We start from the raw sequence: 24,186 nt of genomic DNA, 5'->3' as shown, positions 1-24,186 counted from the left end.
GGTATCGTGTCTATTTTGATAAGTCCTGTCTCAGTCCATTCCCCTACATTGCTTGCGTTGTCTACTGCACGGAACTTTATTATCCATCTGCCGTCTGCTAAAGGAAGTGACGCTGTTTCATACCAGTAGAATATTCCACTATCAACGGTAGTATTTGTAGGATGATCTATTTTTTCCCACTCTATATAATTCAAACCAGACTGGACAGTACCTTCATCTGCGCCTGCTGCATTTACAGTTACATTTGAAGTGTACCATCCGTTATCGCCGTTTGGAACTGACGGACTAATTGGAACACTTGTTATTATCGGCTTCGTTACCTCGTACCCTGCAAGCGCTTCTTGCACATCACCTTCTGGCGGAGGCGTAACGTCCCAAGTCGAAGCTTTGTCTTGTGCTAACGCGCAGAACTGTAAATAGTAATCAGCTGTAGGTGTATATGACCAAGTACCTATTGCCTCGAATGTATCCGGATCAAATATTATCCAGCCAGCCAACGCCCAAGCGCTCCAGCTTGAGTTATTTGTTGAGGTTCTAACGTAGAATGAAAGGTTATGTATGCCTGAAATGTTATCTCTTGCATCGTAGGATATTTGTATAGCAGTATTCCACCAATATGGCGAGATTGAAATATCGCTCTCAAATGGCGCATAGCAATCAAGACCCACCCAGGTATCTTTTTCAGCTGGATAGGGTTCAGGTCCGTTGCTTAGATTATCGTATGCCACACTGCACAGCCAATACGTGCCGTTCCCTTCTGGGAAGGTGAAGGCCCATGACCAGCCGTCACTACCGTCAGTATCTACATCGAAGAATATCCACGAAAGCGCTGAGAAATCTGTAGAGTTGTTAAGTGCATACTTGTAGTAGAGTGATACGTTATACACACCAGAATATGCATCGCTTGCAGTACCGTCGACGGTAAGCGTACCATACTCTGCTTTCCAGCGTGGTGTTGTGGTAACGTGAGACTCTGGCGGTGTTGTGTCTATACACACCAAATACTTATCTATTGTAGTATTGTTATTTCCTACATTATCTTCAGCACCGTAGATTATAGTATACCAGCCGTCTCCTTGATAGTCTGCATCTAGTGTGAATGTAATATACCACGCGACTATTCTGTTCCTAGTAATGCTGCTCTGGTTAGCAGGGTCATAGAATATCTGATAGTATTGAGAATAATCATCATATTCTACTATATACCAGATCTTGTTTATGCCAGAAACATTAGATAATCTATCAGTTGCGTTAATTTGGAGCTCTGTGGCTCTTGTAATGTTATAGTAAGTATCTGCAGCGTTTTTGTAATTTGGAGTTTTAACCCATGGCGTATCTAAAGTTGGGTCGCTGTTGTCTTGCGTAGAGTTAACTATATAAGACCATTGGGACGTAGTTGTCTGCATTCCTCCGCTTGTCGTGTTATACTGCCCTAGATTATCTCTTGCTCTGAACCTGTAATAGTATTTTTCACCGTCTGCGCAAGTACTGTTATCTGTATTCCATACTTGGTAGTTAGTCGGAATCCAGCCTGAGTTTTCAGGCGACGATGAGAACGCGTCGTCATAACCCTTCTGACACCAATATGGCACAGCATGGAGCCCAGAGCCCGCGTCGGTAGCGCTAAACGTTACAGTATTATTTAATCCTCTAGTCCAGTTCTGACAGCCGTAATGATAATCTACCTGAGGCTTTATTTCAATCAATGCTGGAGGCGAATTGTCAAGGAATATGTTTTTAGTTCCGATTGTACCATTATTTCCTACGGTATCTCTTGCGCCGTATTCTATAGTATGCTCAACCTCTGCAAAAGTAGAAGGCACTCTAAACGTGATGGAGGCGTTTGTATCATTTCCTGCAATGTCTCGCTCGTAATAAGTCGTATTAATGATATACCATATCAAGTGTACACCTGCAGAATTATTTGCCCATATCGTAAGCACTGTTGTACTGTTAATAAAGTAATCCTTGTAGACCGGTGTGCCTGTAATAGCTAAGTTTCCGGTCGGTGATAGAGTATCAAGTCTTACATAGAAAGAACCAGGAGTATCAGTCCTGTTGCCTAACTTATCTGTTGCATGATATTCGATTTGGTAAAGCCCATTAGTTGTCAGACCTAGATCGTCAAAAGTAAATGTCGTACTGGTATCGTTCACCACAATCCAATCGCTCCAAGAGCCGCCGCCTTCCGTATAGTTATATCTGTACTGCACGCTGTACACTCCTGCACAGTGGTCTGGCTTATCTGAGCCGCTTATTGTAATAGGCGTAGCGTTCGTAATATTCGCCGGACTACCATACTTTGGATCCCCTATACTGTGGCTCTTGTCTGGCTCGCTATCATCTATCCAGATTACAAACTTACCAAGCGTTACATTCCAAGTCACATTATCTCTTGCCCCATAGTAGATTGTATATTCTGTGTCTTCCGAGTAGCCTGTTAAATCTACTGCTATAGTATCAACTCCTATGGCGCTTTCATAATAGTTGCCCTCCGGTTTGTCACTCCAACTGATGTTGTACCAAGTGATATTTATACCTGAATGAGTTATCGGGAGCGAGTCACCTGCAATATCTGGCTTGTCTATAACCTTTATTGTAATTGGCGTGCCTGCAGACCAAGCTTCGTTTGGCTTGGTTGTGACGTTATAAGGGTCATCAGCAGTTGCTCTATATTTGGGATCGCCTATTAAAGGATAGCCTTCTGCAATAGCAGGCGCATCGTTATCCTGTGTAGAATTAACTTCTAGGAACTTGTACGAATATACTCCTATCTGTCCAAGCTCGTCCATCGCAGTAACATTGAAGCGATATTTTGCACCACTAACTAAATCAGTCCAATTGCACCAGCCTGTATTGTTATCATCATCGTCAGCCCAATATACAGTCCAGTTAATCCAGTACTCAGGATCTTCTAACGTGTTATATGATCCGCTACCCTGTTTCCATGCTGTAGCCGGATCATGCCCTGTAGAAATCCATTCAATAAACGGATGCTCGTTATCTATTGAAGCGTTATAGGCTTTTATACCAGCTCCGGTACCGTCAGTTGCAGTCCATGTAACATTATTCCAAGTGCCTTGAGTCCAGTTTTGACCTACTGGCGAGACCCATGTAACTTGTGCCTCGACTGCGGTAACATCTGGCGGCGTGTTATCCAGATAAATCCACTTCGTTTCGTTTAGCTCTATGTTAGGATCGTCTGGCGTTGAGGGTATTGTTGTGTAGCCAGTTACATTGCTGTAAGCCCAATCGTAAGTTCTGAAAGTAATATTGTAGTGTCCATCTGGTAAATTATAAGGTGCTAAGGTAAAATCTCCAGTTGTTGCTGATAAAGTGCTTGGTGCTGTTGTAAGTATAGTTACGTTCCAATCAGTTACATCCCCACTTGTATTAGTCACTCTCCACTCTATCTTCCATACGCCCGAGACATTATCTGTGGAAGTGAACTTAAACGGAGTGGTATTGTTTATATAAGTCGGACCCGTGCCGTGCTTAGGCTCGCCTATAGCAATTACTGTATTTGGATAATCTGCCCAGTAGTAATCTTGAGTCGAGTTGTTGTATGGCGGCCCCGTAGAAGGCGCGCTTACATGTCCCACAGCATCTTTCGCGCGCACCCGATACCAATATGTCTTATTATTTTTCAAATCTGTAAAGCTATGCCAAGGAACGTCAACCCAACCGCTATTTTTAATTGGTGCCCCAAAATCTTCGGTATCATTGCACTCAAAGTAATAATAGGTTGGTGAGCCATCATCAGAAACGTCGTTACAAGAAACGTTATTTTTATCGCCTTTTGTGTACTTCGGCTCCGGATTCATCGTTGGCGTAGTCGGTGTTGTCACATCCGCTGTTAGCGTAGCAGTTGCTACAGCTTCTGGAGGCTGCTTAGTACCATCTGAATACACAATATCATTCGGTAAGATTGTAGCTTTAAATTGATCCCCTTCTGTTATAGTGCTGTTTGTCTGAATCACAACAAACCATTGGTAGAGACCTGCAACGCTCGTGGGGACAGCCTCTGAAAGCTCCATCCTGCATGTAAGACCATCCCAACTAATGCTTGTAAGGGTTAAGCTAGTATCTCCACCATCAAGAACATCATCTTTTGAGCCATCATCTCGATATATCCCGACGCCGGAGTCGCCACTTGTCGTGCTTAGAGCTAGAAGGTCTTCTTTTGTAAAGTCCTTAACGTTTGTGAAAGTCACATTAACATATTTGAGAGTATACCCTGTTGCATCTGCAGTTGCATTAAACCCAAATATTGCATACTTTCCACTTTCTTTCACCCAAGGATGACCATCCCAAGTTAGAGCTTTTGTAGTGCCATTAGCTACCTCGGTATCGAGCCTTACTCGAATGTATTCCGTAGTGTTATGGTTACCTATTGTTCCACTGTCTACATCGAAATCAAGGGCTTTGTCTGTAGCATTTATATACAAATCGAACAAGCCGTCAGCAGCAACATCAACTTCTACTTCTAAGTAATATTCGTTACCTGCGCCAGCAGTCATTGTTGCCCAGCCAAGCGTAGAATTGATTAATGTTGTATTGATCTTTACAGCTTCGATGCCCGCTAAATTATCAGTAACATCGCAAGTCAAATTCAGTACATCGCCCCTTCTTGCATATTGCTGACCGAGTGCATTTACTCTGTAGACGGGATACTTAACCGCTGTATTGGTAACACTTGGTATAATCGTATCTGCAGTTATAGTAAGATCTCGCCAGATATCAGCGCTAGGTGATGTCGTATACGTATCTACTTCATCAGTACCGCCTATTTGATCTGCTTGAATGGATAAATTAAACTGTGTTCCGTTCTTAATGCTATCGCTTGTCCTGATTACAACGATAAAATTCCATTCCGCCATCAGAGAGGGGCCTGGATTCGTAAAGTTCACTCTCCAGTCGTCAGTAGCACCATCACCATCTGAATCAACATCAGTCCAAGTTGGTATATCAGTATATTCTGCAAGACCTTCATCTGCATCCCAAACACCATTGCCATTTGTATCGTTATACAGAGCCACACCACTGTCAGTGCCTGCAGTTAAACTAGAAAGATTGCTTTTATCGAACCACGTCACGTTTGTGAATGTTATATTCACAAAGTCTACCTTCAGTGCACCGCTTGTACCATTCGTCACAGTTAGATTCATTACTGCTACGGGGTTGCTGCTCGCCCTTATATATACGGGTGCGCTAAGCCCTGCATCTGCAGTCATACCCTTCTCTATAGTTGTTGCTGCTTGCAGAATGACTGCAAGCACTACCAAAACCAATACTGCGCCAATCAAACTTGCTACAAGGTACTTCTTACTAATCCCATCTCTTCTTGACATTTTTTCATTCACACCTTTTTGGGTTTTTTTAGTCGATTTTCTCGAGTTGAATTCTGTTATTAACGTTCTACTATATAAAGTTTTATGTACAGTTTTCGAATAGAAAGCGCTTTTTAGTAGCGATTTAGGTTCTCAGCAACTAAGAAATTCAAGTAAAAGATGAATAGGAGCTGAGAGAGGATAGGTTATATCAAATGAGCGCTGAATTAATGGCTACGATAACAGGAACGATAGCTACCATTGCATGTTTAGCAGTCACTATAGTGGTTTAACTAGCTGAATTTTTATATATTCACAGTGCCATTTTAATAAGGGAGTTGAAAAAGATATGAAAAGAAAAGCACTGTTGGTATTTTGTATTTTAGTGGCTCTTTTAACAGCTTGGCTCCTGAGCCTAACTGCCAGCGCTGAAAACCAAAACTGTGTGCTTAACGGTAGAGTGGTAGATGAAGAAGGCTTTGGTATAGAAGATGCTTTGGTGATAATTGCCAACAAGCCCTATCTAACAGATTTCGCAGGCAGGTATGTAGCTTACAATCTCGCTCCGGGCTGCTACAATATAACTATTAGAAAGGAGGGCTACATTCCAAAAACAGAATCTGTTGAGCTTAGGCCTGATGAGACTAAAGACCTCATCACAACTTTAACGAAGCCTAAACCTGGAGTACCTGCTAACGATCTTATCGTATTTATGCTGGCATGCTTAGGAGCTGGTATTGTAATATTGGGCGGAATATTTATGAGGAAATTGGGTAGTGAGTAAATATGTGGAGTAGTATTTTAGATATTATATGCGCTTGGAACCTAGTGTTCGCATTGACTCTTTTGATAATCTCAATACGGACTTATCTAAGAGCTGGAAAGGCGAAATTTCTGATTGTGTCTGCAGTATTCCTACTATTCTTTGCAAAAGCTGCTCTCGCCAGCGTGAGCTTATTCCATACAGCTCTTCAAACAATCCTCACTGCTAATTTAGCTGTTCTACTCGATTGCGCTATTCTAGTAATGCTGTTCCTTGCAATTGTAAAAAGATAAATAAAAATGGAAGAACTACTCCTGTTAGAGAGCAGAAGAAAAATTTATAGAGTAATTGAGAGCAATCAAGGTATCCATCTAAGAGAAATTTCTAGAATTTTAGGTATGCATCTGAGTTTAGTAGAGCACCATTTAAACTACATGGCTAAGCACGAACTTATTAATGCAATTGAAGAAGGCGGCTATAAAAGATATTACACTGGCAAGGAAATAATTGGCGCGAGAGATAAAAGGGTTCTAGCGCTGCTGCGCCAGAAAATGCCTCTTAAAATAGTGCTGTTCATCCTAGAGCATCCCAATTCAAGGCACAAAGATATTCTAACACAGTTAAATATTTCAGGCTCTACACTTTCATTCCATCTTAAAAAATTGGTTAAAGCCGGCATGCTGAATGTGGGCTCTCAGGGTAGCGAAAAGAGCTACGATATAAATGATAAAAGAGCGGTACTTAGACTTTTAATTGAGTACAAGCCTGCTGGTGAAGAGCTGACAGAGAGCTTTGTAGAGCTCTGGGAGCAGTTGAAAGTTTAATAAATACCAAAACATAAAAAGTATTGCCTACAAGTTCGATAAAAGAGGAGCTTATCTCCTTTCTTTAAAATAAAGCGCTACTGCCAAAATACTGAAAACGGCAATCAAGCCTATAAGAAGCCAGAGTAGCCAAAGAGGCGCGAATCGCCCTACAGCAGGCTCATAAGCACATGGCTCAGTAACTCTAAAACTGCTCTCTGGTATTACGCCGCTGCAATTAGCCTGGAGCGCTCCTGTTTCGTGGTACAGCGCTAAACTTTCGAAAGAGAAATAGCCTAACGAATACATTGTATAGTGAGTTTTATTGCACTCGAATTCAAGCCACAATCTTACAAAATAGATCCCGTGAGGTGTGGCTTGTGCAGTTGAAATTAAGAACTCAACACTTTCAATCTTTTCAATCATCGAAAAATTTCTAATGTTATTTTCCAATTCAGGCGCGTTATTTATTTCAGTTATATTTTTAGCATCGCCTACAAAAGAGCTGTATTTGTAAATCTCAGCTCTTATACTAACATTCTCCATGGAGCTGGGATAAGTATTGTTAATCGTGAATCTGAACTTGCCTGATTCGCCCGGCGCTAGCACTAGATGCTCGAAATTGCTGAGCACAGGCTCTGCATCCGCTGAAGATATTATTAAAGTCGCTATTACTAATGCTGGTAATATTTTTAGGTGCATACATGGATATACAGCTCTGAAAACTTAAATTCTTCATAGAAAAATTCTTGTAGTCTGTGTTTTATATCCAGTAAAAATGCTAACTTTAATTGGTGTAGCGCACGTATTTGATATCGCGGAGCAGGTAGAGATGGTAATTAAAGAAAAGAAGCCTGATATTATTTGCGTTGAGCTTGATAGAGCTAGGTACTTAGCGATTAAGGAGCAACACTTGAGCAAAGATGTTACTCTACCTTATAGATTGCTTGCACTGTTTCAGCGCAGAATTGCTTCTAAATACGGTATCAAAGTGGGTAGCGAAATGCTCGCTGCGCTAGAGACTGCAGCTACACTCAATATTCCAACAGAATTTATAGATATGGATGGAATACAAATTTTTGCAAGGCTGTGGAAGAGTATGGCACTGAGCGAAAGGCTCAGGCTCGTGATAGGCGGCTTTTTTGGATTGTTCGTCAGAAAAAAGCGGTTAGAAGAAGAGCTTGAAAAGTTCGAAAAAACTTACGACCAATATATGGAAATTTTTGGTAACGCGTTTCCAACTGTAAAGAAAATTTTAATTGACGAGCGAAACCAACACATGGCAAACATGCTCCAAAACTTGTGCTCCAAGTACAAAAAAGTGCTTGCAGTAGTTGGCGAAGGGCATGTTGAGGGACTTAAAAAATTACTTTATAATTTAGAGCCTGAGATAATAAAATTAAGTAGCTTAAGAAAAATGGGCGCAGCAACATTAAAAACTACTTCTGAAGTATCTATAGGATATACGCTCAATGAATGAGATATTAGAGAAGTACAGGGTAGCTGGTAGAGTAGCTGCAGAAGCTAGAGCTTACGGCAGCAAGCTTGCAGTGGAGGGAATTCCGCTTTTAGAACTTGTAACTGAGATAGAGCTCTTCATAACAAAGAAGGGCTTAAAGCCTGCGTTCCCAGTAAATATAGGAATAAATAATGTTACTGCTCATTATACTCCGAGTTCTAACGATAAGTCGATTTTGAAAAAAGGCGATGTTGTGAAAATAGATTTAGGCACTCATTTAGAAGGATATATTGCGGATACCGCTATTACCGTAGAAGTGGGCACCGACAATTACAGAAACTTAATCGCAGCAAGTGTAGAAGCACTTAATTTAGCGCTAGAGCTGCTCAAGCCTGCCCTAGAAGTTAACGTTATTGGCTCTTGCATTGAAAATGTAATTACTGCTAGAGGGTTCAAATCTGTAAGGAACTTAACGGGGCATTCAATAAGTCAATACAAGCTTCACGGTGGAAAAGCAATTCCTAACGTAAGAACTTCTGTGGCTGATAAAATAGAGCTAGGCGAGGTATTGGCAATAGAGCCTTTTGCAACTAATGGCTATGGAAAGGTTAATGAACGTGGCTACGGCAATATTTACAGGTTTGTAAGAGATAGAGAGCCACGCAGCAAAGAAGGTAAAATTTTAGTTGAATATATCAAAAAAAATTTTCATTCTTTACCTTTTGCAGAGCGCTGGTGCTGCGGGGTAGTCGATAACCCCCAACTTGCGCTCAGAGAGCTAACGAAAGAGCTTATTGTCGCTAGATACCCCATACTGCAAGAAGTAGATAACTCTGTTGTGGCGCAGACTGAGCATACTGTAATAGTAACTGAGCGTGGTTGTGAAATTATTACGTAGTGCAGGGGGAGAGATTCTCAACAGCCTCAGGCTTTTTGCCAGCCCAAAAAGGCTTCTTTGAACTCTCGAAGTCCTACGACACAGGGTCCTAAGCCCTGCCCCTCTGATCTGTCAAGAGCAGATGTAAAGGAGCTCTGCTCCTTGGCATTAGACCAAACTTGGGTACCCCTGCAAGCAATAGATTTATTATTCACTATATAAATATATTTTTGTATGGGCTTCGAAGATCTAACAGAGTTGGACAAAAGACTTTATGAATATATAAAAAGTCATGACTTCGTTGCCAACAAATGGTCTACGCCGCAAGCTGCTAAAGCGCTTGGCGTAAAAGAAGAAGAAATATATCAGAGCTTATCAAATTTAGCGAGGCATATTAAAGACAAAATTGAAATTAACTATAGAGACGGCGGACTGAGAATTGCAGTGGAATAAATTCACTTGAAAACAAGCTCTTCAGCAATCGTTAGAAAAGCTCTTTCTACATTTTCGCCTGTTTTAGCGCTTGTGAGCAAATATTTGGTACTAAACTCAGAAGCTAACCTTTTAATAAAATCTTCTTGATAAAATCTACGCGCTAAGTCTATTTTGTTCGCCAGAATTAAAATTGGTATTCTACCTGTAACTTTAAAAAGTGAGTGCACCCAATTTGATAGACGCTCTAGAGTTTCGGGCCTTAGAGCGTCGCAAACCACAAGAGCGCCGTTAGCCCCTAAATAATAAGTGGGATGAATTGTTTTGAAATCCTCTAAACCAGTAATATCCCAAATATTGAGGGTAAGCTCAACGCCAAAGGCTGAGATTACTTTTTTGGTTACTTTAGCACCGATAGTAGGAAGATATTTATCAACGAACATTCCGTAGACGTATCTGCGAATAAGTGAGGTTTTACCTACCATACTATCGCCTAGAACGCATATCTTTTTAGTAGCTTTAAGCTCCTTTGCTTTGTTCGCTTCCAGCCTCTTTATAGTCTCTTTTCTTCTAGCAATAACTTCTGGAGAGCTTGGCTCAAGCTCTAAAGCTTTATTGAAGCACTCTAGCGCTTCACTGTACCTACACAAGTTAAGCATTAAGGAGCCTTGCGCAATCCATGCATTGGCATTGCGAGGCTCGAGCTCAACAACTTTTTGATAGCATTTTACAGCCTCGTCATAAATTCCCTGAATAAGCAAAGTAGCAGCTTGATTGTTCCAAGCTTCTGTGTAAAAAGGCTTGTGCAAAACAGCTCTCCTATAGCAACTAATAGCATCTTCTAGATTGCTTTGAGTAAGATATACGTTACCAAGTTCGTTATAAGCTTCTGCAAAATTAGGACAAATACTTAGCGCTTTACGATAATGCTCTATAGCCTCTTTATGCATTCCCTGACTTGCAAAAAATTTCGCCTTCCTGACCAAAGCGTTCGCTTCTTCCTCAGCCATTTTACATTATAAGAATTAACTTCTTCGCTAATAACATTTATTATTAGCTCTGCAAATTATAGTAAAAAATGAAGAAGCTCAACTGCGAGCTTATCACATGGCGAAAAAGCTATGAGCTCGCTACTAAACTAGCTCGTAAAATCAAGCTCTCTAGCTACATACCTGAGATTGTTATTGCTATAGGTAGAGGAGGATTTGTACCTGCACGTATAGTATCTGATTTTCTAAACATAACTGAGCTTACAAGCATAAGAATAGAGCATTGGCTCGCAGCAAAGCTCAAAAAAGAGGCTAGGTTGCAAGCTCCTCTTGCTGTGAATGCAGGCGGCAAAAAAGTGCTTGTTGTAGATGATATCACAGATACCGGCGAGACTCTAGAAAAAGCGCTTCGCTATATAAGTGCTCAGAACCCAAAAGAAATAAGGACTGCGGTGCTGCACCACAAAACAGTATCTAAATTAGAGCCTGACTATATTGCGCATAAAATTAAAAAATGGCGCTGGGTTATATATCCTTGGGCTATTTACGAAGATCTCAGCACATTTATAGTTGAGATTTTAAAAGAGGAAAAAGAACGCAGTAGTAGCAAGATTCTAAAAGCGTTAGCTGAGAATTTTAATATTAGAATGAATTTGAGAACATTGCAACTAATGCTCGAAGAGCTTGAGACTGACGGTAAAATAGCAATGAAAACAATGAGAGGATTGGAATATTGGTGTTTAAAATAAATTCTCCAAATATTTTTTGCTCTCAACAGCTTCTTCTAAATTTCTGCATTCGATCACATAGAAATTATTGTAATTCAAATTTAGAATTTTTTTGAAATCAATATTGCCTTTTCCAAGCGGTAAATGCTCGTCTTTGATGCCTAGATTATCATGTAAATGGATATCTGCGTATTCTTTGCTGTAAGTTAAAAACTCAGCTATAGCGTTAGCTGTGTTGGCATGTCCGACATCGAAGCAGAGTTCTACGTTATCATTTATAAGCTCAATACTTTCTCCTAATGTATGGCACATTGTAAAATCTTGCTTTGGCATATTCTCTAACGCTATTCTTACACCGTACTCTCTACCAACTTTACCAAGCTCTTTCAAAGATTGCTTGCAGAGCTCTTTTACTTTAGCTTTAGCAAGCACGCCAAGCGGCGAGTAGCAAGCCGGATGTATTGTAACAAGCTTCAAAGCCAGTTGAGACGCTGTCTTAATTGTCTCAGCTATTTGCTTGAGCGACTCTTTCATCATTGCCTTGTTTAAGCTTCCTATATTAATATCGCTTAGAGGAGCATGCACTAATATTTCTAATTCGTAGGAGCTCAATTTCTGCTTAATATCCCATAAATAATGCTTGCCTTCCGCTACTATCTCCCAAGCTTTAAAATGTTTAGAAATTTTTTCAGCTATAACTTCAAAATCTGTAAGTGAAAAACTAGGTGAAGAAACCGCTATTTTCATTACCCAATATATCCAAGCTCTTCTCTGCGCTTTGAGACCTCAGCTTCTTCTATTTCCTTCATTCTTGTTGTTATTCTTTCTATTTGCCTTGCTTTGCGCTCTAGCTCAGAAAGGTCTAATTTAATGCCTAAAATATTAGTTAATGTTTCTAGAACTGCTCTCGCTGCCCTTGGATCTGCAAAGTAGCCTGCAGTTTCGCCCATTAAGCACACTCCCTCAATGTTGCGAAGTGCGCCTAAGCCAAGCAACAATCCGCTCGCACCAATTATGCCGCTTCCAGGCTCGCCTTTGGGAAATACTACTCCGTAATTTTTCATCTCTTTTACAAGCTCTGCTGATGTTGTAGCGCCTATTACTCTAGGCTTGGTAACCATTCTACCGACGCCGTAGCCACCGAGAGTTATGGCTCTTTTAACGTTGAACTGCTTTGCAAGCTTTATAACTGTATCTGCAAGCTCGTACTGCCCTTCAGGAGTTAAACCTTGATAGTCACCGCAAAGTATTAGTAGTTCAGGCTTTTCTAAATAGTACAATCTATTATCTACCTGTTTTATTGTTCCATCATCATTTACAAATACCTGAGGAGGTAAATGCTTGGAATAAATTATTGCCAAAAGCTTTGCTTTGGTTTCATCTACAATATAATCTGCGGCAAGCTTGCCTACATTGCCAACGCCTGGCAAGCCCTCAATAAGTATTGGGCTTTTTAGCTTGGGCTTCTCTCTGACGTATTTTACAATAACTTCACGCATGCCCTGACCTCAACATTCTTCTATATTTGCCATATCTATCTTCGGGCGAAAATCTTGCCGGTATTGGAACAGTTGTTTGGGAGTGGCATTTACTACATACTTGCTTTAGAGTATATAAGTTGCAGTGTAGGCATTTTCTTAGTCTCGTTTTCATCTCTTGTCATTCCTTGTAAACGATATTTTATCAGTGCGTGGATTTATAACTTCCATCGCTCTTTCTAACGCTTTTTTAAGCTCTTGCTCTGCAGTTTTATAATCTTCAGCTTTTACTACAATTCTGTGCTTGGGTGCTCCTATGTATTGGATAGTAACGTTTTTTGATTCTTCAGCTGCTAATAAAGCCTTTTTTATGCGTTCTATGCCAAGAGCCGAGGTTACTTCAATTACACCTGAAATTTCAACTTCGGGCAGCTTAATATTTTCTTTTGCAATTTCTACAAAGCTCTTTACCCAAGAGCCTTTGAAACCACGTTGCTCTAGACCTTTTTCGCCTCTAACGGCTGCGTCTTCAAAACTTAGATAGAGATTGCCGTATTCTCGTATTAGCTGCAGACCGAACTCTTTGTAGCAACTGCTCAAATCTTTGTTTAGCTTCTCAGCCAGAATTGCAAATAGCTTCTCAGCCTTTTGCTCCTGAGTCCATTCCTGGATTTTTTCGTTTCTCTGATGCTCGTTTACTTGCTTTAAAGAGAGGTCTATATGCAATTTTGCAGTATCTACTTTTAAAACTTTACATACTACTTTCTGGTTCTCACGTATATAATCTTGTATATGCCTTACCCAGCCTGACGCTATTTCAGATACATGGATAAAACCTCTTTTATTGCCGTATTCATCGAGCTCTGCAAATACCCCGAAATCTTTTAGCTCTTTTACAGTAGCTATTACAAGCTCGCCTTTATCAGGCCACTCAGATAATTTCATAAAACCTCGATGACTTTAGCTTTTAGTTCTGCTTTACCGCCTCTAGGCATGGCAAGTATTGTACCGCATACTGCGCATCTAACTTGAATTTTAGCTCTATCGAACAGCACTTGCTCATTATTACAGTCCTGACATCTAACTTTAATGAATTTACCAGTCATTTTTTTCCCCCTATACGAGCTCGAATTTTTTTGCTCTAATACCTTTTCTAGTATGCGATTTTTTGCATACTTTACATTTCAGTCTGATAGCGAGCCTTTTTGTAGGCTTCTCTCTGCCTGTAGGCTTTGCCCTTGGAAATCCTCTATAGCCACTAGTAACTCTTCTAAATCTTCGCTGCCCCTGCTTTAACTCTGAGGCTTTCCTCTTCTTTACTTTCTCCACTGTATGCTCAGCATGCTTTCTGCAGAAAGGGCAATGTGTTACGAGAGTGCTGGGTAATTTCATTGTAGTCATAATACCTTGCGCATATATTAAATATTAAGATTTCTTTTTCAGAAACATTTAATAATACCTAGAGCATTTCTATTCTTTGGTGAGAGTTTGGCAATAGGCTTCGTGCTGATAAGTACAGCTCCTGCAAAGGAGCATGATGTGTACAACGAGCTGCTGAAAATACCAGAGATAGTAGAGCTACATCCTCTTTTTGGAGAATACGATTTAATTGCAAAAGTGGAAGCTGAAGATTTCAATGCTCTCGGTGAAATAGTCATAGACAAGATAAGGACAATACCTGGCGTTATAGATACGAAGACGCTGACTGGTATAAAGTTCTGAGGTGATAGAAAAATGGGAGATTATTTAGCAATATTAGGGAGCGTTTTCTTCCTAGCTCTAGGTATTTGCGCAATAGTGGCTGGCTGCTTCGCTACTTATTTCGGCTCAGGTAAAAGCAGAGGTATAGGCGCTGGACTAATAGTACTAGGAGTGGTATTCCTTTTATTACTCTGGTACTTTATGGTATACTTCGGACCTACTAAAGATTCTTGGAATCTTTTTATACTCTATGATGCAATTATTGCTATCGTAGGTGCTCTTATTGGCGGTGCTGTAGCAGTAGGCGTATTTTTGCTTGCTATAATGAAAGCCTGAGCGCAAAAAGACGTATTGGTTCTGTAACTTCAAAAATAAGTTATCCTCCTGGGAGACGATTATTTTTTTTATATTCGCTTACTAGATTTGGCAAATAGCTCGTAAAAATTGTTAGAGAGTTTGAAAGTATCAGGGTAAGAAGCAGCGGTTTTTAAAAATGCTCAGCCAAAACTTTCATAAACTACAAATCGTTTTATGTTAACACAATGACCTCTGCAGAAATTTGTAAAGAGATACTATCTGAGATCCTGGCGAGGAAATCAAGCACAAAAGAAGAGGTTCATAGAATAAAAATAGAGCTCTGTAGAAAATATTCTGCTCCTGAAGTCCCAAGCGATGCTGATATTTTGAGTTACTCTGCAAAATTTCCTAATATCCAAAATTTACTCACACTCAAGCCTGTCCGTAGTCTTTCAGGTGTTGCAGTTGTTGCAGTAATGACTTCGCCATACGCTTGCCCCCATGGCAAGTGCGGCTATTGTCCTGGAGGTATAGAAAAAGGCACAGCTCAGAGCTATACTGGTAAGGAGCCAGCTTCACTAAGAGCTAGTATGTATGACTACAAGCCATACTTGCAAATGAGGGCAAGGCTGGAGCAGTTAAAAGCTATAGGGCATTCGATAAGTAAAATTGAGCTTATTGTAATGGGCGGTACTTTTACTGCAAGAGCGCAAGATTATCAAGAATATTTTATTAAGAGCTGCTTTGACGCAATGAATAATTCAGAGAGCAAAAATTTGATTGAAGCTCAAAAAAAGAATGAAGTCGCAAGTTCAAGATGCATAGGACTTACAATAGAGACAAGACCTGATTGGTGCAAGCAAGAGCATGTGGAAAAAATGCTCGCCTTCGGTACTACAAGAGTAGAGCTTGGCGTGCAAACTCTATATGATAGTGTTTTAAAAGCTGTGAACAGGGGGCATACCACAAACGATACTATAAAAGCAACTAGAATTTTGAAAGATGCAGGTCTTAAGGTGTGCTATCATATAATGCCTGGACTGCCTAATGTGAGTAATGCTGAAGAGCTGGAGTGTTTTAATAAAATATTTAGTAGCGAATCATTCAAGCCTGACATGCTGAAAATCTATCCAACGCTTGTTATTGAGGGCACAGAGCTTTACGAGAAATGGAAATCCCACGAATACAAAGAGCTTGATACTGAGAGTGCTGTAGAGTTACTCGCCAAAGTAAAAGCTCAGGTACCCAAATGGATAAGAATTCAAAGGATTCAGCGCGATATTCCAAGTCAGCTAATCATTGCAGGGGTAAAGAGCAGCAATCTTCGCCAGCTAGTTAAAGAAAGAATGACTCAATTAGGGTTGCAATGTAAATGTATAAGGTGCAGAGAGATAGGTGATAAAGAGCTTAAAGCAGAAGATATAAAGTTATTAAGGGAAGATTACAATGCAAGTAACGGTAAAGAAATTTTTCTGAGTTTTGAAGAAAGTAATGGTAGCGCTTTGGTGGCTTACGCAAGATTAAGATTCCCAAAAAAGCCTTGGAAAGAAATTTTAGAAAATAATGGAATTATTCGTGAGCTAAAAGTAGTTGGTCATTCAGTAGCAATTGGCAAAAGTGCTGGAAGCAAAGAATGGCAGCATCGAGGCTATGGTAGAGAGCTTATAAAAGAATGCGAAAGGATTGCTAAAGAAGCTGGAGCAAACAAACTTTTCGTGAATAGTGGTGTAGGCGCTAGAAATTATTATAGAAAGCTTGGATACGAAAGAATTGATTGGTATATGGGTAAGGTGCTAAAGTGACAGCAATTGTTAAAGGCATAGGATTGGAAAAAACATTTAAATTAGGCAAGAGTTACGTGCATGCCTTGCGCGGTATAGACATTGAGATAAATGCCAAAGATTATATTGCACTTATGGGACCTAGTGGCTCAGGTAAAACTACTTTACTCTATATATTAGGAGCGCTAGATAGGCAGACTAAAGGTGAAGTATTGTTTGAAGGTGAAGCTCTTTCGAAACTTTCAGAGAAGAAACTTGCTGAGATAAGGTCTGAGAAGATAGGGTTTGTCTTCCAAATGTTCTATCTCGTACCGACTATGACAGCATTTTCGAACGTATTACTACCACTAACTTTTGCAAGAAAGCGTAAACTAAAGAACGAATTAGAGCATGCTAAAGCTCTACTTAAATTAGTGGGTTTAGAGGGGCGAGAGCACCATAAGCCAAATGAACTCAGCGGCGGCGAAATGCAGAGGGTAGCGATCGCTAGAGCGCTGGTAAACGACCCTGTGTTATTGCTATGCGACGAGCCTACCGGTAATCTTGATTCTAAAACGACCGAAGAATTAATGGCTACTTTCGATAATCTTAACGATATTGGCAAAACGATTTTTATAGTAACTCATAACGAAGCTGTAGCAAATTACTGTAAGAAAATATTAAAAATTTCTGATGGTAAAATAGTAGGTTGAAAAATGAGATTGACTAAAATTTTGGGTTGTAGCTTTGACGGATTAAGAAGGAAAAAATGGAGAACGTTTCTTACAATTATCGGTGTAACAATAACAATAATGCTTATTGTCTCGAATATTTCTATGATGGAAGGTTTCAAAGAATATTATGTTAATGAAGTAAAGAGCATAGGCTCTAATTGGCTGTTTGTCTCGCCCGGTAAGTATGAAGAATCAGCGCAGGGAGGGTGGCAACGTGTAACTCCATACATATATCCACTTACAATTGAAGATTCTGAAAATATTAGTAATGCAGAGCATGTGGTTTATGCAAGCCCTATAATTGAGGGGGGTATATTCTTGCCGCTATTTAATAAATCGTTTGCTTTAAGTGGTATAACCTCAGAATACTTTTCTATATTTAGATTGACGTTAGAAAGGGGTGAGTTATTTAACGACTCTTATATTTATGAAGAAGGTAGCGATATCCCTGTGATTGTAGGTTACGAAGTCGCCAAAATACTTAATAATACTGTAAGAGCTCAGGGTATAGTAAATATTACAAACTATAATTTTACTGTTATAGGTATTTTAAATCATAAAGTAGCACCATTTTTCATGCCGTCTTTTGATAGAGCAATGTTCATTCCTGTAGCTATTGCAATGGATATTACTGGTAAGGGCAATGAGTTAGATAAAATAGCTGTCGAAGTTGACAGTTACGAGAATATAGATATTGTAGCTAGTAGAATAAAAGAGGTTTTGAAAGAGAGCCATTATGGCATAGAAGATTTTTGGGTGGTTTCTTTAGCAGATGTTGTTGAGCTAACGAACCGTCAGTTAGGGCAATTTGATATTCTTACTCAAATAACGAACTTGCTTGCACTTGTTGTTGCAGGAGTAGTCATACTTGTAGTAATGATAATGACTGTTACAGAAAGGAAGCGTGAAATTGGTATAATGAGAGCTGTTGGCGCAGAACGAAAACATATATTAGCTATATTTTTAGGTGAGGCTGGAATAATCACTTTAACAAGCTATTTGATAGGCAGTGTGCTAGGTTTTATGTTAGTTAGTTCAATAAAAGTTTATCTTAAAGGTATGTTCGCTTTTATTAATATTTCTAAAACTATTCCATACTCAATGGTTGTCGCTTTCTATACCTGCGTACCACTTTGCCTAATCTTTGCTCTATACCCGGCATGGAAAGCCACAAAAGTCTCGCCTGTTGAAGCTATAAGATATGAATAAATCACCCTATTCTCGTAATCAGCTCAGGAGTAATTCCTTTCTCTGTTATCGAGTAAATCAAAGTTGCCATTTTTTGAGGCTGATTCTTAACTTTCTTTATTATCAATCTATTCTCGAAGCCTGTGCCTATTTTAAGAACCTCTAATTCTATCAAGCAATCTACTATAGCTGCAATAGCATTTTCTATCCTTTTATCATAAACATCTTTTGCAAGTGTGAGCAGCGCTACACCCTTCGTGTAATGGATATGAGTCACAATGGCTCTTAAAGCTGAGAGTACGTCTTCACTTGGATAGTGCTCTAAAAAGAAGTCTAAAGAGTCTATAGCCACTCTATACCCGCCCTTCTGCTTAGAAAGCTCGTAAGTTAAAGTTTCTAAAAAATTAACTTCCTCGTGCTCTTCACCAAGTGTTAATTTAGCTATATCTGAAATGCTCAAGCCTTCTCTTTTCAGCCTACTTGCTTCAAGCTCTTTAGAAAGTACCTTCTCATAGTATTGTGTTGCAATACTTATTACTTCAATATCCTCTCGCCACCCATAGCTTCTCATAGTAGCCTTTACTTCCTCATGACCTTCGGTAGTTGTAAAATAAAGAGCCTTTTCGCCTTTAACAGCAGCGCCAGCAAACTGCTTCGCAAAAAGCTCGGTACCAGAGCCTGGCGAGCCGACTACAAGTACTGAGAAGCCTTCAGGAATGCCGTCCATAAGTACGCTATCCAATTTAGGTATACCTGTAGTAGGCATTTTTTATTACAATAATCTTAGCTCCTCTTCTTTAGTAAGATATCTTCTCACTCTTTCACGCTCTTCACTAAGCTCCCTGCCTGCCTTCACATAAAAAAAGAATTGGCATGTAGGTGCGCCGTGCGCCATTGTCCCGCCCATGAGCACCTCACCTTCGCTAAATATGCTCTTCCAGACGCCTCTAGCATAGCCCCATGAAAAAGGACATGCTATATGAGGAGATTTTCCTGCACGCTCTGGAGTAGGGCATTTAAATATATGCGCCACTATTTTTTCATCTGAAATTTCTGAGAATACTATTCCAGTACCTTGTAAGTTCCAGATATAACCGCTCGTGAGTCTTGCCCAATCCATAGGAGTATATTTTTCAATTTTTTTACCGACTCTTTTCTCAAATACTAATCTTCCCAATTCTTCTGCAGCAGTAATAACAACTTCGCTTGCTTCGTTCTTATCAAGGCTACCGAAAATACTATCTGTAAGAGCTAGTATGGCATAATCTCCTACTCTAATTGTGAATTCAGTTAGTGGTTTGGGATGTACATCAACACGCTCAGGTAATACTGCTTGCTGCATCATACGTTTAAGGTCTTCACGCATACTCTCACTCGACTTCTTAATAAACTGGAAATTGCACCCTTTCATACCTAGAGCAATTGTTCCGCGCATTTTTAGATCGCCTTCAGGAAATGATTTGCGCCAGAGAGCTCTTCCAAACCCGTAAGAAAAAGGGCATACAATCTCAGGCGCAGCCAGAGCTCGTGCTAAAGTAGGGCATTCGAAGATCTCAACTTCTGCTGAGTCATCAGTTACTTTTACCCATTTAAGTGTGGTGCCCATCGGCTCGAAAATAAGCTCGTTAATATTTTCACACCATTCTTGAGGTGTGGTGATTTTCTTAGTTACGAACTCGTCGTAAACTTTTGAGCCGAGCAGTTCAGCCGCGTTCATTAGTATCTCAGATGCTTTTTCTTTAGATAGTTTTTTGAAAACAGTAGTTGCCAGAGATAATATTGTATAGTCTATAATCTCTGACACCACTTCTTTACTCCTAGCCGGCCTAGTCATCCATACAACTTTATCTGCCGATTTTATCTGGGTTAAAGGCTCCGATATCATTTTCCTATTCACCCACGTATTTCTATAACATTATCGCACAGCATTCTAAGTAAGCCGTCAATATCTTTAGGAGTTTGCTCTTTAACAGAAAGCAACAAAGAAGATGCATCTTTAGCGCTAAGAGCATTGACTAGTACATGCAAAAATTCTGTCAGTATCTTTTCACTGTTATAAATTGAAAGTGCGTTAACGGAGTCGAAGAAGACAAACTTGTGCTCGCTTTTCGCTCTTTTCAGAAGACTATCAGTTTTAGTAAGTATCAATTCCAACATAGTAGGGCTCTCAACGAAGACTACGTTATCAGCAGGCGGCGGAGGGCCTTCGCTCATATACGACACGCTGTCTACAAATAAAACATCGCTTAGATTCACATTCTCAGTTTCTAATCTTGAAATAACAGCTTTAGAGGGACGGGTTGCAGAAATATAGACTCCGCCCATTTTGCGGTGATTTACAAGATAGCTCATTGCACCAAGTATTACTTTAAAATAGTTAGTAATATCAACAGAGATGAGAGTAACTTCATGGCTCTTTAACTGCTTTAATTTAGATGCTATTTCTTCAGCAATTTCAGCCACTTTCAGCACCCCATTTAAGTAAAGGTATGAGTACAACGCCATTTGGAGTCAAGTCAAGGATATATTTTGCAAGTGAGTGCGTCGTGCCTCTCATTTTAACTACATGTAAAGTTCTCAGCATATAGCCTTTCCTTTCTATAGTACCAAGTAAAATTATACCGTCTGCAATGGCTTCTTCTATACCGTATACAGAATACATTACTCCTGGCAAACCGCCCCATGAGCCTGTAGGCTGTACTTCAGAAGTCATTAAAGTAGTGCACTTAAGCGCTGAAAGAACTCTACCTAAATTGAATATAAGTTCTCTTATCCTAGTTCTATTCTCCAACTGATGGCATACCGCAGTAATAGAATCTATCACAAGTCTTTTAGCATTTAGCTTCTTTGTTATATCTTCAATTGCATTTACAATAGGCTCTACGTTAGAAATAGTATAGCCTTTTTTCTCTATACCTAGTCGTTCGTAAATACTACCCAAGTCGAAAAGGTTTAGCTTCCTTTCAGCTATAAGCTTTGGGTCGAAGAAATTGAAGCTTTTTAAGTTTTCCACAAGTTTAGAGACAGGCTCTGTAACAGAAATGAACATGCAAGTATCGCCAAGTTTAGCGCCATTAACTAAAAACTCCATTGAAAGAGTTGTTTTACCTGAGCCGCAAGCGCCTGCAACAAGTACACTATTGCCAATTGGGATGCCTCCGTTTAAAATATTATCTAATCCCTCAATGCCTGTCGCGCAACGCAAGCGCTTTTCCATTTCTTTCTCGTATTAAAAATATTATTCATTGTATATAAAGCATATGAAGCGAGCCTTCAGGGAAAGAAAAAGCTCATAGTCCAGAAAAGCCTTTTTTATTTCTGTATGTCTCTTACCAAACTAGCTTCAGAACTGGCAGTACAGCTAAAAGAAGTTGCTAAAGCTGAAAATTTAGAGTTAGAAAGAATACATAGGGGGTTTAAAAAAGGCTCTATAGCACTGCCTTTTAACCCAATTCACTCTCCAAAACCTTTAGGTATAGGTAGCGGGCTTAGAGTCAAAATCAACGCCAACATTGGCACTTCGCCTGATTATGCAAATTTAGAAGAAGAGCTGGAGAAAGCTAAAATTGCAATAGAATATAAGACTGATACTCTCATGGACTTGAGTATAGGAGGGGATATCGATTTGATTAGAAAGAAAATATTGAAGAGCGCGAATATTCCAGTTGGCACAGTGCCTATCTACCAAGCAGGTATAGAATTTGCAAAGAAGAGCGCAATAGTGCGCATGACTGAAGATTCTATTTTCAACGCTATTGAGAGGCATGCGAAAGATGGTGTTGATTTTATGACGCTACATTGCGGCATTACTAAAGAGAGCATTGAGAAATTGAGAGTTCAAAAAAGAGTTACTGGCGTTGTTAGTAGGGGTGGAGCTTTTTTAGTTGCTTGGATGCTGCACAATCAAAAAGAGAACCCACTTTACAAAAACTACGATTATTTACTAGAACTTGCTGAGAAATATTCTTTCACAATTTCGCTGGGCGATGGTTTGAGGCCAGGCTGTATTGCAGATGCAAGCGATAGGCCGCAGATTCAAGAGCTTATAATAGTGGGGGAGCTCGTAGAAAGAGCGAGAGAGAAAGGAGTTCAAGTTATAGTTGAAGGTCCTGGGCATGTGCCTCTAAACCAAATAGAAGCTAATGTTAGGATGGAGAAGGCAATTTGTAAAAATGCGCCTTTTTACGTGCTAGGACCGCTTGTTACAGATATAGCTCCAGGCTACGACCATTTAGTAGGTGCAATTGGAGGCGCTTTAGCAGCTTATTACGGAGCTGATTTTCTGTGCTACGTAACCCCTGGTGAGCATCTTGCTCTGCCAAGCGTTAATGATGTAAAAGAAGGCGTTATTGCCAGTAGAATTGCAGCTCATGTAGCAGATTTAGCAAGAGGCAAGAATTACAAGCTTGACCTAGAAATGGCTAAAGCAAGATTTTCTCTAAATTGGAAAAAGCAGTTTGAACTTGCAGTTGATAGCGAGAAGGCAAAAGAATACAGAAGAAAGCGCAAGCCTCAATACAGTGAAACATGCTCTATGTGCGGTAAGTACTGCGCAATGAGGATAGTGAAGGAGTATTTGGAGTAGAGGCATCGAATATTTTCAAAAAGATATGGTTGTTATAACTTTACAGGCAGGCTCTAGAGTCATTGGTAAACTGCCGAAAGGATGTAAATATTGCGCAAAAGGCGCTAAACTCGTGTTACTGGTTACTGGCTTGTGTAAAAGGAAATGTTTTTACTGCCCACTTTCTAAAGAGAAAAGAAATAAAGATGTGGTATTTGCAAATGAAAGAAGAGTTAAATGCTACAATGATATTATTGAAGAAGCTGAGCTTATCAATGCACTTGGCACTGGAATCACAGGTGGCGACCCTATGCTCGTTCCAAAAAGAACTCTGCGTTATATAGAATTAATTAAAGAAGTTTTTGGAAAAGAGCACCATATTCATTTATATACTACTGGCGAATTTAAGAGAGGCTTGGTTAGAAAGCTTGCATGCGCAGGTTTGGATGAGATCAGATTTCATCCTCCTATCAAATACTGGGATAGATTGGAAAATTCTAGTTACGAAATTATCATTAAAGAAGCTCTCAGAACAAATATGAGTATTGGTATTGAGATTCCTTCTTTGCCTAACTACAAAGCAAAAATTATTAGTTTAATAAAAAGGGCTGACGAGCTTGGAGTCGATTTTATCAATTTAAATGAGTTGGAATATTCTGAGACTAACTATAGAGCTCTCAATAAGCTTGGCTATAAAGTAAAAAACGATATTTCAGCTGCTGTTAAAGGTAGTGAGCCGCTTGCGCTCGAATTAATGAAAAAGCTCGATGTCGATATTACTCTCCATTATTGCTCCTCCGCTTTTAAAGACTCAGTGCAATTAAGAAACAGAATAATGCGGAGAGCTAAAAATATAGTTAAAGATTATGAAATTATTACTGAAGATGCAACTCTGCTGAAAGGTATTATTGAATGCGAGAATTTAAGTGCGGTAAGAGAAGAGCTGATAAAAAAATTCAGTATCCCTGAAAAACTTGTTGAAATTGATATTGCGAGAAGAAGACTGGAAACAGCTCCTTGGATAATTGTAAAAATTGCTAAATTTTTGCCTTTTCCATGCTCCATTGTTGAAGAATATCCAAC

General features: G+C 39.7%; 27 protein-coding genes and 1 tRNA gene. 14 read left to right on the top strand and 14 right to left on the bottom strand.

Annotation, left to right across the window (positions count from 1 at the left end; genetic code table 11):
• A partial coding sequence (locus QMD21_03580; protein ID MDI6855850.1) for a hypothetical protein occupies nucleotides 1-5,351 on the bottom strand: 5,351 nt, incomplete at its 3' end.
• Between the two features lie 328 nt (nucleotides 5,352-5,679).
• Here QMD21_03580 and QMD21_03575 point away from each other — a divergent pair.
• Genes QMD21_03575 through QMD21_03565 form a run of 3 tightly spaced genes read left to right on the top strand, consistent with a single transcriptional unit; the run spans nucleotide 5,680 to nucleotide 6,917 of the window.
• Complete coding sequence (locus tag QMD21_03575; GenBank protein ID MDI6855849.1) at nucleotides 5,680-6,114, top strand: carboxypeptidase-like regulatory domain-containing protein; 435 nt, start codon at nucleotides 5,680-5,682, stop codon at nucleotides 6,112-6,114.
• Between the two features lie 2 nt (nucleotides 6,115-6,116).
• Entirely contained in the window at nucleotides 6,117-6,386 is a 270-nt protein-coding gene (locus tag QMD21_03570; protein ID MDI6855848.1) for a hypothetical protein, read from the top strand.
• Between the two features lie 6 nt (nucleotides 6,387-6,392).
• The gene (locus tag QMD21_03565; protein MDI6855847.1) at nucleotides 6,393-6,917 is read left to right on the top strand and encodes a winged helix-turn-helix transcriptional regulator; all 525 of its coding nucleotides are present in this window, start codon (nucleotides 6,393-6,395) and stop codon (nucleotides 6,915-6,917) included.
• A gap of 51 nt (nucleotides 6,918-6,968) precedes the next feature.
• Here QMD21_03565 and QMD21_03560 read toward each other — a convergent pair whose 3' ends face one another.
• Nucleotides 6,969-7,598, bottom strand: coding sequence for a hypothetical protein (locus tag QMD21_03560; protein MDI6855846.1), 630 nt, complete (start codon nucleotides 7,596-7,598; stop codon nucleotides 6,969-6,971).
• A 76-nt stretch (nucleotides 7,599-7,674) separates the two neighbouring features.
• On the opposite strand from QMD21_03560, the gene QMD21_03555 reads away from it, so the two are divergent.
• A complete protein-coding gene (locus QMD21_03555; GenBank protein ID MDI6855845.1) occupies nucleotides 7,675-8,376 on the top strand; it encodes a TraB domain-containing protein in 702 nt (233 codons plus the stop codon).
• The gene (map, locus tag QMD21_03550) at nucleotides 8,369-9,253 is read left to right on the top strand and encodes a type II methionyl aminopeptidase (GenBank protein MDI6855844.1); all 885 of its coding nucleotides are present in this window, start codon (nucleotides 8,369-8,371) and stop codon (nucleotides 9,251-9,253) included. Before QMD21_03555 ends, map begins: the two co-directional genes overlap by 8 nt.
• On the opposite strand, the gene QMD21_03545 is transcribed toward map, so the two are convergent.
• Nucleotides 9,254-9,425 (bottom strand) — tRNA-Leu (locus tag QMD21_03545). It lies immediately after the preceding gene.
• A gap of 41 nt (nucleotides 9,426-9,466) precedes the next feature.
• On the opposite strand from QMD21_03545, the gene QMD21_03540 reads away from it, so the two are divergent.
• Nucleotides 9,467-9,685, top strand: coding sequence for a hypothetical protein (locus QMD21_03540; protein ID MDI6855843.1), 219 nt, complete (start codon nucleotides 9,467-9,469; stop codon nucleotides 9,683-9,685).
• A 2-nt stretch (nucleotides 9,686-9,687) separates the two neighbouring features.
• Here the strand turns inward: QMD21_03540 and QMD21_03535 are convergent, their stop codons facing one another.
• Complete coding sequence (locus QMD21_03535) at nucleotides 9,688-10,674, bottom strand: tetratricopeptide repeat protein (GenBank protein ID MDI6855842.1); 987 nt, start codon at nucleotides 10,672-10,674, stop codon at nucleotides 9,688-9,690.
• Nucleotides 10,675-10,742: 68 nt separating this feature from the next.
• Here QMD21_03535 and QMD21_03530 point away from each other — a divergent pair, with 68 nt between their 5' ends.
• The gene (locus tag QMD21_03530; protein MDI6855841.1) at nucleotides 10,743-11,402 is read left to right on the top strand and encodes a phosphoribosyltransferase; all 660 of its coding nucleotides are present in this window, start codon (nucleotides 10,743-10,745) and stop codon (nucleotides 11,400-11,402) included.
• Here the strand turns inward: QMD21_03530 and QMD21_03525 are convergent.
• The 6 genes from QMD21_03525 to QMD21_03500 are packed head-to-tail and all read right to left on the bottom strand — an operon-like array spanning nucleotide 11,394 to nucleotide 14,251.
• On the bottom strand, nucleotides 11,394-12,128 hold the full coding sequence (locus QMD21_03525; GenBank protein ID MDI6855840.1) for a sugar phosphate isomerase/epimerase: 735 nt from the start codon (nucleotides 12,126-12,128) through the stop codon (nucleotides 11,394-11,396). The genes QMD21_03530 and QMD21_03525 overlap by 9 nt on opposite strands.
• Nucleotides 12,128-12,880 (bottom strand): proteasome assembly chaperone family protein, encoded by a 753-nt coding sequence (locus tag QMD21_03520; protein MDI6855839.1) that lies wholly within the window; start codon nucleotides 12,878-12,880, stop codon nucleotides 12,128-12,130. Before QMD21_03520 ends, QMD21_03525 begins: the two co-directional genes overlap by 1 nt.
• Nucleotides 12,873-13,034 (bottom strand): RNA-protein complex protein Nop10, encoded by a 162-nt coding sequence (locus QMD21_03515; protein ID MDI6855838.1) that lies wholly within the window; start codon nucleotides 13,032-13,034, stop codon nucleotides 12,873-12,875. Before QMD21_03515 ends, QMD21_03520 begins: the two co-directional genes overlap by 8 nt.
• Entirely contained in the window at nucleotides 13,031-13,804 is a 774-nt protein-coding gene (locus tag QMD21_03510; protein MDI6855837.1) for a translation initiation factor IF-2 subunit alpha, read from the bottom strand. Before QMD21_03510 ends, QMD21_03515 begins: the two co-directional genes overlap by 4 nt.
• Nucleotides 13,801-13,965, bottom strand: coding sequence for a 30S ribosomal protein S27e (locus tag QMD21_03505; protein ID MDI6855836.1), 165 nt, complete (start codon nucleotides 13,963-13,965; stop codon nucleotides 13,801-13,803). Before QMD21_03505 ends, QMD21_03510 begins: the two co-directional genes overlap by 4 nt.
• 10 nt (nucleotides 13,966-13,975) lie before the next feature.
• A complete protein-coding gene (locus QMD21_03500) occupies nucleotides 13,976-14,251 on the bottom strand; it encodes a 50S ribosomal protein L44e (protein ID MDI6855835.1) in 276 nt (91 codons plus the stop codon).
• Nucleotides 14,252-14,347: 96 nt separating this feature from the next.
• Between QMD21_03500 and QMD21_03495 the strand changes: the two genes are divergently transcribed.
• The 5 genes from QMD21_03495 to QMD21_03475 all read left to right on the top strand — a co-directional run bounded on the left by QMD21_03495 (nucleotide 14,348) and on the right by QMD21_03475 (nucleotide 18,560).
• Nucleotides 14,348-14,581: an Lrp/AsnC ligand binding domain-containing protein gene (locus QMD21_03495; protein MDI6855834.1), complete on the top strand. Its 234-nt coding sequence runs from the start codon at nucleotides 14,348-14,350 to the stop codon at nucleotides 14,579-14,581.
• A gap of 12 nt (nucleotides 14,582-14,593) precedes the next feature.
• The gene (locus tag QMD21_03490; protein MDI6855833.1) at nucleotides 14,594-14,896 is read left to right on the top strand and encodes a hypothetical protein; all 303 of its coding nucleotides are present in this window, start codon (nucleotides 14,594-14,596) and stop codon (nucleotides 14,894-14,896) included.
• A 206-nt stretch (nucleotides 14,897-15,102) separates the two neighbouring features.
• Nucleotides 15,103-16,659: a tRNA uridine(34) 5-carboxymethylaminomethyl modification radical SAM/GNAT enzyme Elp3 gene (locus QMD21_03485; protein ID MDI6855832.1), complete on the top strand. Its 1,557-nt coding sequence runs from the start codon at nucleotides 15,103-15,105 to the stop codon at nucleotides 16,657-16,659.
• Nucleotides 16,656-17,330, top strand: a complete 675-nt coding sequence (locus tag QMD21_03480; GenBank protein ID MDI6855831.1) for an ABC transporter ATP-binding protein — start codon at nucleotides 16,656-16,658, stop codon at nucleotides 17,328-17,330. The genes QMD21_03485 and QMD21_03480 overlap by 4 nt, the downstream gene beginning before the upstream one ends.
• Before the next feature lie 3 nt (nucleotides 17,331-17,333).
• Entirely contained in the window at nucleotides 17,334-18,560 is a 1,227-nt protein-coding gene (locus tag QMD21_03475; protein MDI6855830.1) for an ABC transporter permease, read from the top strand.
• A 1-nt stretch (nucleotide 18,561) separates the two neighbouring features.
• On the opposite strand, the gene QMD21_03470 is transcribed toward QMD21_03475, so the two are convergent.
• Genes QMD21_03470 through QMD21_03455 form a run of 4 tightly spaced genes read right to left on the bottom strand, consistent with a single transcriptional unit; the run spans nucleotide 18,562 to nucleotide 21,756 of the window.
• Nucleotides 18,562-19,305: an RAD55 family ATPase gene (locus QMD21_03470; GenBank protein MDI6855829.1), complete on the bottom strand. Its 744-nt coding sequence runs from the start codon at nucleotides 19,303-19,305 to the stop codon at nucleotides 18,562-18,564.
• Between the two features lie 6 nt (nucleotides 19,306-19,311).
• Nucleotides 19,312-20,424: a hypothetical protein gene (locus tag QMD21_03465; GenBank protein MDI6855828.1), complete on the bottom strand. Its 1,113-nt coding sequence runs from the start codon at nucleotides 20,422-20,424 to the stop codon at nucleotides 19,312-19,314.
• 8 nt (nucleotides 20,425-20,432) lie between these two features.
• Entirely contained in the window at nucleotides 20,433-21,002 is a 570-nt protein-coding gene (locus QMD21_03460) for a hypothetical protein (protein ID MDI6855827.1), read from the bottom strand.
• A complete protein-coding gene (locus tag QMD21_03455) occupies nucleotides 20,995-21,756 on the bottom strand; it encodes an ATPase domain-containing protein (protein MDI6855826.1) in 762 nt (253 codons plus the stop codon). The genes QMD21_03460 and QMD21_03455 overlap by 8 nt, the downstream gene beginning before the upstream one ends.
• A 105-nt stretch (nucleotides 21,757-21,861) precedes the next feature.
• On the opposite strand from QMD21_03455, the gene thiC reads away from it, so the two are divergent.
• Nucleotides 21,862-23,124: a phosphomethylpyrimidine synthase gene (thiC, locus tag QMD21_03450; GenBank protein ID MDI6855825.1), complete on the top strand. Its 1,263-nt coding sequence runs from the start codon at nucleotides 21,862-21,864 to the stop codon at nucleotides 23,122-23,124.
• Nucleotides 23,125-23,149: 25 nt separating this feature from the next.
• Nucleotides 23,150-24,186: radical SAM protein (locus tag QMD21_03445; protein MDI6855824.1), on the top strand; the 1,037-nt coding region annotated here is incomplete at its 3' end.

The sequence above is a fragment of the Candidatus Thermoplasmatota archaeon genome (assembly GCA_030018475.1).
Taxonomy (GTDB): domain Archaea; phylum Thermoplasmatota; class JASEFT01; order JASEFT01; family JASEFT01; genus JASEFT01.
This window is presented reverse-complemented; position numbering and strand designations above follow the sequence as displayed.

What these genes read in the sequence shown, in the direction of transcription:
- QMD21_03575 (MDI6855849.1), top strand. Translation starts at nt 5,680, where the DNA reads ATGAAAAGAAAAGCACTGTTGGTATTTTGTATTTTAGTGGCTCTTTTA.
- QMD21_03570 (MDI6855848.1), top strand. Translation starts at nt 6,117, where the DNA reads ATGTGGAGTAGTATTTTAGATATTATATGCGCTTGGAACCTAGTGTTC.
- QMD21_03565 (MDI6855847.1), top strand. Translation starts at nt 6,393, where the DNA reads ATGGAAGAACTACTCCTGTTAGAGAGCAGAAGAAAAATTTATAGAGTA.
- QMD21_03560 (MDI6855846.1), bottom strand. Translation starts at nt 7,598, where the DNA reads ATGCACCTAAAAATATTACCAGCATTAGTAATAGCGACTTTAATAATA.
- QMD21_03555 (MDI6855845.1), top strand. Translation starts at nt 7,675, where the DNA reads ATGCTAACTTTAATTGGTGTAGCGCACGTATTTGATATCGCGGAGCAG.
- map (MDI6855844.1), top strand. Translation starts at nt 8,369, where the DNA reads ATGAATGAGATATTAGAGAAGTACAGGGTAGCTGGTAGAGTAGCTGCA.
- QMD21_03540 (MDI6855843.1), top strand. Translation starts at nt 9,467, where the DNA reads ATGGGCTTCGAAGATCTAACAGAGTTGGACAAAAGACTTTATGAATAT.
- QMD21_03535 (MDI6855842.1), bottom strand. Translation starts at nt 10,674, where the DNA reads ATGGCTGAGGAAGAAGCGAACGCTTTGGTCAGGAAGGCGAAATTTTTT.
- QMD21_03530 (MDI6855841.1), top strand. Translation starts at nt 10,743, where the DNA reads ATGAAGAAGCTCAACTGCGAGCTTATCACATGGCGAAAAAGCTATGAG.
- QMD21_03525 (MDI6855840.1), bottom strand. Translation starts at nt 12,128, where the DNA reads ATGAAAATAGCGGTTTCTTCACCTAGTTTTTCACTTACAGATTTTGAA.
- QMD21_03520 (MDI6855839.1), bottom strand. Translation starts at nt 12,880, where the DNA reads ATGCGTGAAGTTATTGTAAAATACGTCAGAGAGAAGCCCAAGCTAAAA.
- QMD21_03515 (MDI6855838.1), bottom strand. Translation starts at nt 13,034, where the DNA reads ATGAAAACGAGACTAAGAAAATGCCTACACTGCAACTTATATACTCTA.
- QMD21_03510 (MDI6855837.1), bottom strand. Translation starts at nt 13,804, where the DNA reads ATGAAATTATCTGAGTGGCCTGATAAAGGCGAGCTTGTAATAGCTACT.
- QMD21_03505 (MDI6855836.1), bottom strand. Translation starts at nt 13,965, where the DNA reads ATGACTGGTAAATTCATTAAAGTTAGATGTCAGGACTGTAATAATGAG.
- QMD21_03500 (MDI6855835.1), bottom strand. Translation starts at nt 14,251, where the DNA reads ATGAAATTACCCAGCACTCTCGTAACACATTGCCCTTTCTGCAGAAAG.
- QMD21_03490 (MDI6855833.1), top strand. Translation starts at nt 14,594, where the DNA reads ATGGGAGATTATTTAGCAATATTAGGGAGCGTTTTCTTCCTAGCTCTA.
- QMD21_03485 (MDI6855832.1), top strand. Translation starts at nt 15,103, where the DNA reads ATGACCTCTGCAGAAATTTGTAAAGAGATACTATCTGAGATCCTGGCG.
- QMD21_03475 (MDI6855830.1), top strand. Translation starts at nt 17,334, where the DNA reads ATGAGATTGACTAAAATTTTGGGTTGTAGCTTTGACGGATTAAGAAGG.
- QMD21_03470 (MDI6855829.1), bottom strand. Translation starts at nt 19,305, where the DNA reads ATGCCTACTACAGGTATACCTAAATTGGATAGCGTACTTATGGACGGC.
- QMD21_03465 (MDI6855828.1), bottom strand. Translation starts at nt 20,424, where the DNA reads ATGATATCGGAGCCTTTAACCCAGATAAAATCGGCAGATAAAGTTGTA.
- QMD21_03455 (MDI6855826.1), bottom strand. Translation starts at nt 21,756, where the DNA reads ATGGAAAAGCGCTTGCGTTGCGCGACAGGCATTGAGGGATTAGATAAT.
- thiC (MDI6855825.1), top strand. Translation starts at nt 21,862, where the DNA reads ATGTCTCTTACCAAACTAGCTTCAGAACTGGCAGTACAGCTAAAAGAA.